The 12,272-nt window shown below is 49.4% G+C and carries 8 protein-coding genes, 1 tRNA gene, 3 rRNA genes and 1 other annotated feature (1 of these 13 running past the window's edge); of the genes, 1 reads left to right on the forward strand and 11 read right to left on the reverse strand.

All coding sequences use genetic code 11. From position 1 onward, the window contains the following. Nucleotides 1-48: 48 nt before the first annotated feature. From H9Q78_RS03620 to H9Q78_RS03670, 11 genes are all read right to left on the reverse strand, one after another. Complete coding sequence (locus H9Q78_RS03620) at nt 49-873, reverse strand: undecaprenyl-diphosphate phosphatase (RefSeq protein WP_147596754.1); 825 nt, start codon at nt 871-873, stop codon at nt 49-51. A gap of 8 nt (nt 874-881) precedes the next feature. Further along, nucleotides 882-1,556, reverse strand: a complete 675-nt coding sequence (locus H9Q78_RS03625) for a uracil-DNA glycosylase (RefSeq protein ID WP_249303648.1) — start codon at nt 1,554-1,556, stop codon at nt 882-884. Nucleotides 1,557-1,614: 58 nt separating this feature from the next. Next, a complete protein-coding gene (gene hisF, locus H9Q78_RS03630) occupies nt 1,615-2,376 on the reverse strand; it encodes an imidazole glycerol phosphate synthase subunit HisF (RefSeq protein ID WP_249303649.1) in 762 nt (253 codons plus the stop codon). A 16-nt stretch (nt 2,377-2,392) separates the two neighbouring features. Then, the gene (gene hisH / locus H9Q78_RS03635; protein ID WP_249303650.1) at nt 2,393-3,004 is read right to left on the reverse strand and encodes an imidazole glycerol phosphate synthase subunit HisH; all 612 of its coding nucleotides are present in this window, start codon (nt 3,002-3,004) and stop codon (nt 2,393-2,395) included. Nucleotides 3,005-3,183: 179 nt separating this feature from the next. Beyond that, nucleotides 3,184-3,795, reverse strand: a complete 612-nt coding sequence (locus H9Q78_RS03640; protein WP_249303651.1) for a hypothetical protein — start codon at nt 3,793-3,795, stop codon at nt 3,184-3,186. Between the two features lie 306 nt (nt 3,796-4,101). Then, a 23S ribosomal RNA gene (locus H9Q78_RS03645) occupies nt 4,102-6,988 on the reverse strand. 167 nt (nt 6,989-7,155) lie between these two features. Further along, nucleotides 7,156-7,228: transfer RNA gene (locus H9Q78_RS03650), tRNA-Ala, on the reverse strand. 4 nt (nt 7,229-7,232) lie between these two features. Beyond that, a 5S ribosomal RNA gene (gene rrf, locus H9Q78_RS03655) occupies nt 7,233-7,350 on the reverse strand. Between the two features lie 208 nt (nt 7,351-7,558). After that, a 16S ribosomal RNA gene (locus H9Q78_RS03660) occupies nt 7,559-9,093 on the reverse strand. Together the 16S, 23S and 5S rRNA genes with 1 tRNA gene alongside form the textbook arrangement of a ribosomal RNA operon. A gap of 645 nt (nt 9,094-9,738) precedes the next feature. Continuing rightward, nucleotides 9,739-10,575, reverse strand: a complete 837-nt coding sequence (locus H9Q78_RS03665) for an N-acetylmuramoyl-L-alanine amidase (protein WP_249304722.1) — start codon at nt 10,573-10,575, stop codon at nt 9,739-9,741. Between the two features lie 277 nt (nt 10,576-10,852). After that, nucleotides 10,853-11,074: a hypothetical protein gene (locus tag H9Q78_RS03670; RefSeq protein ID WP_249303652.1), complete on the reverse strand. Its 222-nt coding sequence runs from the start codon at nt 11,072-11,074 to the stop codon at nt 10,853-10,855. 521 nt (nt 11,075-11,595) lie between these two features. On the opposite strand from H9Q78_RS03670, the gene H9Q78_RS03675 reads away from it, so the two are divergent. Further along, nucleotides 11,596-12,129 (forward strand): TetR/AcrR family transcriptional regulator C-terminal domain-containing protein, encoded by a 534-nt coding sequence (locus H9Q78_RS03675; protein WP_249303653.1) that lies wholly within the window; start codon nt 11,596-11,598, stop codon nt 12,127-12,129. A gap of 100 nt (nt 12,130-12,229) precedes the next feature. Then, nucleotides 12,230-12,272, forward strand: a binding site (T-box leader); it runs 202 nt beyond the window's last position.

The raw sequence follows: 12,272 nt of genomic DNA on the forward strand, positions 1-12,272 counted from the left end.
TTCTTCTATAGGTTTCTTTACCCGACATCATGCCGGTCCGCAGTCCCGTTATTTCTTCACAAAGAAATACAGAAGCACGAGTACACCGAGTACGATCCGGTAAACGCCGAAGACACTGAAATCCTTTTTCCTGATATAGCTCATCAGGAATTTGATTGCAACGACGGATACTATAAAGGCAGAAACCATGCCCACTATCAATACCATGACTTCTGTACCGGTATAATGGAATCCAAATTTCACAAGCTTCAACAGACTCGCGCCGAACATGACCGGAATGGACATGAAAAATGAAAATTCCGCGGCGATGGGCCTGGAGATCCCGATGAGCATAGCCCCCAGGATCGTAGCGCCGGAACGAGATGTCCCCGGAATCAGGGAAAGTACCTGAAAGGCTCCGACTATCAAGGCGTCCTGATACGTAAGCTGAGAAAACCGTTCAATGGAAAAATACCGGCGTTTGTTCCGTCTTTCCAAAAGGATGAACAGAACGCCATAGATGATCAGGGTCGCCGCCACCACATAACTATTGTAAAAATGAGCGTCAAACCAGTCATTGAGAAGGATTCCCAGAATCCCGGCAGGAATACATCCTACGATCACTTTGGACCATAATCTCCATGTCTGCTTTTTCTGCCTCCGGTTTTTCCTCGGTGAAAAAGGATTCAATTTATGGAAAAACAGGATACAGACAGCTAAAATAGCTCCCAACTGGATGACCACGCGGAACATCTCCATAAACTCCGCGCTGACCTTTAAAGGCATCAAATCCTCCAGAATGATCATGTGTCCGGTGCTGCTGATCGGCAGCCATTCTGTAATACCTTCCACAATACCGAATACAATTACCTTTAAAAACTCTAAAAAGCCCATACTCCCTCCTAGATATTCTCTATCTGCCAATCGATTGGCGTTACCCCATTCTTCTTCAGAAATTCATTGGCTTTACTGAACGGGCGGCTTCCGAAAAATCCCCGGTATGCAGAAAGCGGGCTGGGATGCGGTGCCTCCAGAATCATGTGATGAGGATTGTTCAGCATCACTTTTTTATTCTGGGCAGGCTTTCCCCACAAGATGAACACGATGGGATTATCCAGTTCATTCAGCGCTTTGATCGCCGCATCTGTAAATTCCTCCCACCCGATCCCTCTGTGCGAATTCGCCGCATGAGCCCGGACTGTGAGCACCGTGTTCAAAAGAAGCACTCCCTGCTCCGCCCATTTTGTCAAATATCCATTATTGGGAATATAGCATCCCAGATCATCATGAAGTTCCTGGTAAATATTCACCAGAGAAGGCGGAATCTCAACGCCCGGCTTCACAGAAAAGCAAAGTCCATGAGCCTGCCCGATATTATGATAAGGATCCTGCCCCAGGATGACAACCTTTACCTTATGAAACGGAGTCAGCTCAAAGGCTGAAAAAATATCCTTAGCCTCTGGAAATATCTGTCTACTATTATATTCATCTTTTATCGTTTTATATAACCTGGCATAATATGGTTTCTTAAACTCTGCTGAAAGTGGCTCCAGCCAATCATTGGAAATCGCTCCCATGCTCCTTCCCCCTCTTATCTAAAAGTAGTTCACCGCTTTTATTCTTATATCCGTCAATTCAAAGACGTATAGGCAGTCCCCGTCCTGACAGATACTTCTTCAACTCCCGTATTTCCAGCTCCTTATAGTGGAATAAAGAAGCAGCCAATGCCGCATCCGCCTTTCCCACCGTCAGTGCATCGTAAAAATGCTCCATAGTACCTGCTCCTCCAGATGCAATGACCGGTATAGAAACATTTTCCGCCACCATCGCCGTAAGAGTGTTGTCATAACCCGATTTGGTCCCGTCACAATCCATGCTGGTCAAAAGGATCTCACCGGCTCCCAGTTCGTTTGCCTTCATCGCCCATTCAACGGCGTCTATCCCCATATCTATTCGGCCGCCGTTTTTATAGATGTTCCAGCCGGAACCATCCTCCCGGCGCTTGGCATCTATAGCGACCACTACACATTGACTTCCAAACTTATCGGCCGCCTCTGAAATCAGGCTCGGATTATTGATCGCGGAAGAATTTATAGATATCTTATCGGCGCCTTCCCGCAGCAGCACCTTAAAATCCTCCACAGTCCGGATCCCGCCGCCTACTGTGAATGGTATAAATACCTTTTCCGCCACTTTGCGGACCATATCCACCACTGTGCTCCTGGCGTCCGAGGATGCCGTGATATCCAGAAATACCACTTCATCCGCTCCGGCTTTGTCATATGCCGCCGCAATCTCGACCGGGTCACCCGCGTCCCTCAGATTGACAAAATTGACTCCCTTTACCACCCGGCCGCCGTGCACATCCAGGCAGGGTATGATTCGTTTCGTATGCATAAGAGTCCCTCCCGCCTCACTGCTTAAGCTCTGCAAAATTTCTTAGGATTCTCAGTCCCGTATCACTGCTCTTTTCCGGATGAAACTGACAGGCGAAGACATTATCCTTTTCGACCGAAGCATGGATGCAAGTGCTGTACTCCGTCTTAGCCGCCACAATGGATTCATCTGCCGCCTTCAAATAATAAGAATGGACAAAATAAACATAAGCTCCATTGTCAATACCCTGAAACAATGCAGCATCTTTTTTTATATTCAAAGAATTCCATCCGATATGCGGTATTTTAAGCCCGGGAGCATCCGGAATCTTCAAAATCTCTCCCGGCAGAATATCAAGGCCTTTCACTCCCGGCGCCTCCTCGCTCCTGGCAAACAATAGCTGCAGCCCAAGACAGATACCAAGAAAGGGGGTGCCCTTGTCCACTACCTGATGGATTGTCTCCGCCAGATCATACTGATGAAGCTTTTCCATGGCATCTCCAAAGCTTCCCACACCGGGCAGTATCACCTTGTCAGCTGTCAGAATCGTCTCCCTGCTCCTGGTGACGACCGGCTTCTCTCCCAAGAAAACCAACGCTTTTTCAACGCTCTTCAAATTTCCGGCGTCGTAATCTATAATCGCGATCATATTGTCACATCCTAACTGCCGTTCTCCGCCGATATGGATTGAATCCTCCTAAAGGCAGGCTTTTTCTACGGCGCTCACAACTATGTCATATTTTATCATAGTTGGAGGGGTCACACAATAGAAGAATTGTCGGATTTTCTTAAGAAAAATCAAGAATTTCCGAAATTACTGCCGAACAGTCAAACCGATAAGGTCCATTCTACACTGTTCACTGGAACGGATATTCCCCTATCCTCCAGGTTGTCCGGAATCTGAAACAGCTTTTCATGTACTCGGTACAACCGGGATTTTAAATTCAAATAGGCTGTTTTTTCAAAGGGCCATCTGATCACCGTTGGCGTCCGAAACCCAACGCCCAGTTCCAGCAGAAGCAGTTTACGGTTCAGGCTCTTCTGAAGCCAGCTCATATAAATCTGCCATTGAGAAAGATATCCTGTTTCCACGTAAGGTTTCGATTCCACCGTGTTTTCAACTAAAGGAGCCCCACATTTTGGACATACCTCACCGATACCTTCTCCTTTCATCCAAATATCCGGACAGCAGGCGGCTTTACACTGCATATAATTCCAGTTTCCGCAGGGCGCCACAATCCGTTTATTATCAAATCCCATCTTGTGAATCCACCCATCCATAACCGTAGTGACAACAAAATAGTCGCGGTTCTCTATCTGTTTTCTCAACTTCTCATAAGCAGCCTGCAGCTCTTCCGTCATCTCGCAAGACTCCCATTCTTCTCCCAGCCCGATCAAGATAAAATCGCTGTCTGAAATGTCTCTGCCGATATCCAGCATCTATGTCGCCTCCTTTGTATTGATTCAGGATACATTGAAAGTACTAAGCTATAATATATAATTAAAAGCTCTGAACATTGTCCAGAGCTTTCTTATCTTATGTGTTCGATCAATATCTTTTGTATTACTATCCTTTGTATAGCCATCTTTTGTATTACCGTCTTCTGTATACTGCAAATTCTTTCGTAACGCTGTCTTTCGTATCATCCAGCTTATGTATTCTATCTATTGCTCTTTCGTAGGCAGAAGGTTCATACCTTCAAAACTGCACATTGTCATCCATCTGTCAAAGCCTTCCTAAACCGCCTGGACAAGCCCTCGGCCGATTAGTACTGGTCAGCTCCATACATTGCTGTACTTCCACCTCCAGCCTATCTACCTCGTCGTCTTCAAGGGGCCTTACTAGCTCTCGCTATGAGATATCTCATCTTGAGGGGGGCTTCACGCTTAGATGCCTTCAGCGTTTATCCCTTCCCGACTTGGCTACCCGGCCATGCGCTTGATGCGCAACCGGTGCACCAGAGGTCAGTCCATCCCGGTCCTCTCGTACTAAGGACAGCTCCTCTCAAATATCTTTCGCCCGCGCCGGATAGGGACCGAACTGTCTCACGACGTTCTGAACCCAGCTCGCGTACCGCTTTAATGGGCGAACAGCCCAACCCTTGGGACCTACTTCAGCCCCAGGATGCGATGAGCCGACATCGAGGTGCCAAACCACTCCGTCGATGTGAACTCTTGGGAGTGATAAGCCTGTTATCCCCAGGGTAGCTTTTATCCGTTGAGCGATGGCGTTCCCACTTAACACCACCGGATCACTAAGCCCTACTTTCGTACCTGCTCCACCCGTCGGTGTCGCAGTCAAGCTCCCTTCTGCCTTTGCACTCTTCGGATGGTTTCCGTCCATCCTGAGGGAACCTTTGGGCGCCTCCGATACTCTTTCGGAGGCGACCGCCCCAGTCAAACTCCCCGCCTGGCATTGTCCCACCGCCGGCTAACGGCGGCTGGTTAGAAACCCAATATCGCAAGGGTGGTATCCCAACAACGGCTCCAGAAGGACTGGCGTCCTCCCTTCTTCGCCTCCCACCTATCCTGTACATGCAATACCGGATCCCAGTGCCAAGCTGGAGTAAAGCTCCATGGGGTCTTTCCGTCCTGGCGCAGGTAACCAGCATCTTCACTGGTACTTCAATTTCACCGGGTGCATTGTTGAGACAGTGCCCAAATCATTACGCCTTTCGTGCGGGTCGGAACTTACCCGACAAGGAATTTCGCTACCTTAGGACCGTTATAGTTACGGCCGCCGTTTACTGGGGCTTAAGTTCAATGCTTCGCATTCGCTAACATCTCCCCTTAACCTTCCAGCACCGGGCAGGCGTCAGCCCATATACCTCACCTTTCGGTTTCGCATAGACCTGTGTTTTTGCTAAACAGTTGCTTGGGCCAATTCTCTGCGGCCTCTCTCGAGGCACCCCTTCTCCCGAAGTTACGGGGTCATTTTGCCGAGTTCCTTAACAATGCTTCTCCCGTCGGCCTTAGGATTCTCTCCTCATCCACCTGTGTCGGTTTACGGTACGGGTGCAGTATGAGCCATAGCGGCTTTTCTCGACAGCTGGTATGGAAGCTTCCCTACTTATTTTCGGTCCGCGTTACGGCTTTGGATTGCCGGACGGTTTTTCCTATCCGACTCCTCTTCCGCTTGCACCGGTCTTCTCATTCCCGGCTCTTCCTTCCCCTCTGTGTCCCCACAGTTCTGTCATACTGCAGTACAGGAATCTCAACCTGTTGTCCATCGGCTACGCCGTTAAGCCTCGCCTTAGGTCCCGACTCACCCAGGGCAGATCAGCTTTACCCTGGAAACCTTAGATATTCGGCCGGTAGGATTCTCACCTACCTCTCGCTACTCATTCCGGCATTCTCTCTTCTTGATCGTCCACAGCTCCTTCCGGTACTGCTTCTTCCTATCAAGAATGCTCCTCTACCACCCTCTTAAAGGGTCCTCGGCTTCGGTGGTGTGTTTCAGCCCCGGACATTTTCGGCGCAAGGCCTCTCGACTAGTGAGCTATTACGCACTCTTTCAATGTATGGCTGCTTCTGAGCCAACATCCTAGTTGTCTTTGAAACCTCACATCCTTTTCCACTTAACACACACTTTGGGACCTTAGCCGGAGGTCTGGGCTCTTTCCCTTTTGACTGCCCAACTTATCTCGTGCAGTCTGACTCCCGTGCAGCATCTCTATGGCATTCGGAGTTTGATATCCTTTGGTAAGCTTTGACGCCCCCGCGGGAATTCAGTGCTCTACCTCCATGAGACTAACACGAGGCTAGCCCTAAAGCTATTTCGAGGAGAACCAGCTATCTCCGGGTTCGATTGGAATTTCTCCCCTATCCACACCTCATCCCCACCCTTTTCAACGGATGTGGGTTCGGTCCTCCACGGGATTTTACTCCCGCTTCAACCTGGACATGGATAGATCACCCGGTTTCGGGTCTGCCTGTGCTGACTCAACGCCCTATTAAGACTTGGTCTCCCTTCGGCTCCGCGCTCCCCGCGCTTAACCTCGCCAGCACCGGCAACTCGCCGGACCGTTCTACAAAAAGTACGCGGTCGTGCTCATATGGCACTCCCACAGCTTGTAAACACAGGGTTTCAGGTTCTCTTTCACTCCCCTCCCGGGGTCCTTTTCACCTTTCCTTCACAGTACTATGCGCTATCGGTCACTAAGGAGTATTTAGCCTTGGGGGGTGGTCCCCCCGACTTCCCACAAGGTTTCTCGTGTCTCGTGGTACTTTGGATCCCGCTCGCTGGATTCCTATTTCGCATACGGGGCTTTCACCCTCTCTGGCTGGCTTTCCCAAAACCATTCTGCTATAGATCCTCCTCACTTATCGCGGTCCGTAACCCCCAGGTGCACGCACCCAGGTTTAGGCTCCTCCGGTTTCGCTCGCCGCTACTCCCGGAATCGACTTTTCTTTCTTTTCCTCCGGCTACTTAGATGTTTCAGTTCGCCGGGTTCCCCTCCATACGTTATGGATTGGCGTATGGATACTGGAGGGCTCCTCCAGTGGGTCTCCCCATTCAGACATCCATGGATCAATGGATATTTGCTCCTCCCCATGGCTTTTCGCAGCTTATCGCGTCTTTCTTCGGCTCTTAGTGCCAAGGCATCCACCCTGCGCTCTTTTTCGCTTGACCAGGTTTTCCCTCACAGGTAGCGTCCCGTGAGCCTGGCTTAGGTTTTTGCTTTGTTTTGAAATTGAATTGGTTTAAATCATTTCAATTTTTGATGTCTTTTCCAATGTGCAGTTTTCAAGGTACGGCGTTTCTAAAAGCTCTCTTTTCTGCTTGAAAAGAGGCTTTCCTGGAGATGAAGGGATTCGAACCCTTGACCCCCTGCTTGCAAGGCAGGTGCTCTCCCAACTGAGCTACACCCCCAAAATTCTGGCACCCACCTGCTCTCCCATGCCGTCTCCAGCATAGTACCATCGGCCGTTCAAGTCTTAACCTTCGTGTTCGGGATGGGTACGGGTGTTTCCCCTGAACGTATCGGCACCAGAAATTCCGTTATCAATGCTCGTGCAGCCTTTCCTCTTATCTCGATTCCGCTCTCGCTTCCTCTCGATAGAGCCAAGCCCTCATATAGGCCCTGTCCTGTCTCTCCATCCGGTCAGGCACGCCTGCCCTCTGTCCTTCCAGTCCAGTCCCTGCACTCGCTCCTTGGTAACTAAACAGCATATTCCAACTCCCTTACTTCTTCTTCCTTAGAAAGGAGGTGATCCAGCCGCACCTTCCGATACGGCTACCTTGTTACGACTTCACCCCAGTTATCGGTCCCGCCTTCGGCAGCTCCCTCCTCTCGGTTGGGTCACTGACTTCGGGCGTTACTGACTCCCATGGTGTGACGGGCGGTGTGTACAAGACCCGGGAACGTATTCACCGCGGCATTCTGATCCGCGATTACTAGCGATTCCAGCTTCATGTAGTCGAGTTGCAGACTACAATCCGAACTGAGACGTTATTTTTGGGATTCGCTCCACCTCGCGGCTTCGCTTCCCTCTGTTTACGCCATTGTAGCACGTGTGTAGCCCAAATCATAAGGGGCATGATGATTTGACGTCATCCCCACCTTCCTCCGGGTTATCCCCGGCAGTCTCCCTAGAGTGCCCAGCTTCACCTGCTGGCTACTAAGGACAAGGGTTGCGCTCGTTGCGGGACTTAACCCAACATCTCACGACACGAGCTGACGACAACCATGCACCACCTGTCTCCTCTGTCCCGAAGGAAAGGGAACGTTACTTCCCGGTCAGAGGGATGTCAAGACTTGGTAAGGTTCTTCGCGTTGCTTCGAATTAAACCACATGCTCCACCGCTTGTGCGGGTCCCCGTCAATTCCTTTGAGTTTCATTCTTGCGAACGTACTCCCCAGGTGGAATACTTACTGCGTTTGCTGCGGCACCGAGGGGCTTTGCCCCCCGACACCTAGTATTCATCGTTTACGGCGTGGACTACCAGGGTATCTAATCCTGTTTGCTCCCCACGCTTTCGAGCCTCAGTGTCAGTTACAGTCCAGCAGGCCGCCTTCGCCACCGGTGTTCCTCCTAATATCTACGCATTTCACCGCTACACTAGGAATTCCGCCTGCCTCTCCTGCACTCCAGCCTGGCAGTTCCAAAAGCAATCCGCGGGGTTAAGCCCCGGGTTTTCACTTCTGGCTTGCCATGCCACCTACGCTCCCTTTACACCCAGTAAATCCGGATAACGCTTGCCCCCTACGTATTACCGCGGCTGCTGGCACGTAGTTAGCCGGGGCTTCTTAGTCAGGTACTGTCATCTTCTTCCCTGCTGATAGGGCTTTACGTACCGAAATACTTCTTCACCCACGCGGCGTCGCTGCATCAGGGTTTCCCCCATTGTGCAATATTCCCCACTGCTGCCTCCCGTAGGAGTTTGGGCCGTGTCTCAGTCCCAATGTGGCCGGTCACCCTCTCAGGTCGGCTACCGATCGTCGCCTTGGTGGGCCTTTACCTCACCAACTAGCTAATCGGACGCGGGTCCATCTCATACCACCTCGGTTTTTCACACTCGGCCATGCGGCCATGTGCGCTCATGCGGCATTAGCAGCCATTTCTAGCTGTTATTCCCCTGTATGAGGCAGGTTACCCACGCGTTACTCACCCGTCCGCCGCTCAGTCACAGAATGGATCCTCCCGAAAGATTCCCCTCTCTGTGCTTCGCTCGACTTGCATGTGTTAAGCACGCCGCCAGCGTTCATCCTGAGCCAGGATCGAACTCTCATGTTCTGATCTCTTGGTCTTAAGATAAGCTCTAGCTTTTTCTTTATCCCATTTACTTACTTTTAAGGTCGATGCTCTCGCATCGGTTCTCTGAAACTTCTCTTTTAAGAATTTTCAGGGGTTGGAATATACTGTTCAGTTATCAAGGTTCTCTTGCTGCTGAGATATTTTTCCATCAGCGGCAACTTGTTTACTATACCATACCGTTTGCTGTCATGTCAACAACTATTTTATCTTTTTTCAAAGATTCTTGTCACTGCATGTCGTTTTATCGACTGGTGAAAATCAGTCTATCATGGTTTTTCGCGTTTGTCAACTCTTTTGTGTGTTTTTTTTACACAATTTGCACATTTGTTATTCCGAAGCAAAAAAAGCCATAAAATACATCTGTTTTATCATTTCATTGTTTATGTTCGATCGTCAGCCGACAGCAGCATATAATATAGGATTGCCCATCAGCCCCCAACAATCAGATTTTTCCCATTTTCTTCTGTTTTTATCATTTTATCTAAATATATTTTGTTTTGCCGCCTTGCGGCAATAATATCTGTCCTTAGCTTGTCCTCTCTATTGGGAAAGCCGCAAGAGGATATAGCGAGACTCCTCCCGCAGCCGTGTCATACGGTTTTTGGAAGGAGTCCTTCTATAATGTCATGTAGTAGTAATAAATGTATTATATCCCATACGGCGCAGGCGCTGTTCCATTTGTGCCGCATTATCCAGGTTTTCAAACGCCCCGACCTTCACTCGGTAATATTTGTCGTCACCTTCTTCTATATAAGCCGGCAGACCCTCCGACTGCAGCTGCGCCAGCATCTGATCCGCAAACTGCTGAACCCGATATGCTCCTACCTGTACCTGATACAGAGGAGGATTTTCTTGCGGTCTTTCCTGAGTGCCCATATCGCTTCCGACCGTCCTTAAAAAAGCGTTGGCAATTCGCGTGGCAATATCATTGAATTCCGCATCAAACTTTTCATTATCCTCCGGGGAATCAATAAAACCTGCCTCTATCAGTACTGCCGGCATCTGGGTCCTCCTGAGCACCACCAGATTCGGGCGTTCGGTGATTCCCCTGTCCGTGAAGCCAAGTCCGGCGAGTTCCTCATTTATGTTTTCTGCCAGACGTTCTGCTTCGCCCCCTCTGCTGAACACAAGTGTCTCGATACCGGACGCACCTCCCGGCGAAGCAGTCGCATTCCGATGTATAGAGATAAAATAATCCGCACCGGAATTATTCGCGATCACGGCTTTTTCATACGGTGTATCATAGACATCCTCGGTTCTCGTATAGACCACATCCACTCCGGCATTTTCCAAAGCCTCGCCCACCGCCAAGGCCAAGGCCAGGGCATCATCTTTCTCCTGGCGGCCTTGATAAACGGCACCCGGGTCACGTCCTCCATGTCCTGCGTCAATCACAACCTTATATGCCAAAATAATGCTCCTCTTACATACCTTTATACCCAAAGTATGCTGGCCGGCCATAAAATGTGCATACATATTTTCTTTTCTAGTGATTTTTCCATTGGCTATTTCCCAAATCCCCGCCATGCACTATAATATACCTTAACGCACGAAGTGCGCCTGCCCGGAGAGTATGCATTAAGGGATGCCCTAGGGTATGATACAAAATACTTTTTGAAATCATTTCTAGTGAGCTCCGATCAAGCTCCAGTTTAGCATCGGCAGAAGTTCCGGACCGTCACGATTTCGGTTCGCTGGCGATGCAGGGGCCGCTTTATCCCCGCTCCAGGAGTACCGCTCACATGTCGACGGAAAATCCGGATGATTTTTCGTCTCCGGTTCGCTCAGAAACGGAATCGGTATTTTTCGTTTCTGCCTCCCTCCGCCTGGGGAACACCGGCCGCTGCCCTGCGGCGCTCACCTTTAGGCCAGCCCGGAATCTTTCTGCCGATGTCCTGCCTGCCGCACCATCCTGGATGATTTCTATTCCATTGATTCCAGAAAAGGATTGGATATCCACACGGCCCGCGCGCCTAACGGCAGCGGGCCGCGGTTAGCCGCCTGAATGACTTTCAAAGCAAACGAGAGCTTATCCCGGTGCGGAAAGAGAAGCAGGAGGAACAATCCGACTCCATCGTAAGGAGAGCGCCGCAAAGACGTTAGCAGAATTTTCTCGGACGCAGGGAGGTAAAAACCGAATTTCATGCAGGTTTTTATTGGAATCTGACATGGAAAAATTAAGATTTATCCATGTCAGTTGGAAAGGACCGACTGGAGGCCGTAAAAATTCTGGTTACGGCTGCCAGCGAGCCGCCTGGATGGAATCGGATTTCCTCCTGTCTCATCTGATTCATAAGAAAAATTTGTTTGAAAAGTATTCAAAGGTATACCCAAGGGCATCCCTTAATGCATACCCTCCGGGCAGGCGCACTTCGTGCGGCAAGGTATACCCAAACATTTCCATCAATCCTCTCTGGGCAGACGCGTTTTCCGTTTCAAACACTAACTGCACATTTATACTAAGAAGGCGGTAACCTCTTTATGAACAGCAAACAGATTTTTGCAGAATCTCTTGAAGCACTTTTAAAGAAAAAGAACCTGGACGACATCCAGGTATGTGAAATCGTGGCAGGAACTCCTCTCTCCAGAAGGACTTTTTACCGCCATTTTGATGACAAATATGATCTGGCCGGCTGGTATTTCGCTCAATTCTTTGAAAAAAGCTTTGGGAGTATTACGAACGGCGCCAGCTGGGAAGACGCTCTTTCTTCCTATCTCAGTCTTTATAAAGATAAGGTGACAATTCTTAAAAACGCTTATGAAAGCAAGGATGTCAACGGGCTTCGAAACATTGACATCGCCTTTACGAAAAAGACTTACGAGACTTACCTGCTTCAAAACGGCGCGGATATCCACTCTGAGACCATGCGGTTCGCCATAGACATCGCTTCCCGCGGAGGGACAGACATGGTCATCGAGTGGCTCATGGGCGGCATGAAAATAGAAAAAGAAACGCTGATCTCATTGCTGAAACAGACTCTCCCTCCGGATATCCTGAAATATCTGGATAAATAAATTTATTCGTTATCCACGAATTCAAGAAAATGTCACATATATCATAATTTGTGACTTGATTTTTCCTGCTCTCCTGGTCTATAATGCGGATAAAGTCATAATAAAAGCTATGACGGGAAGAAGTAAGACGGTCCCTGTCTTCC

The sequence above is a fragment of the Qiania dongpingensis genome, assembly GCF_014337195.1.
GTDB lineage: Bacteria > Bacillota > Clostridia > Lachnospirales > Lachnospiraceae > Lientehia > Lientehia dongpingensis.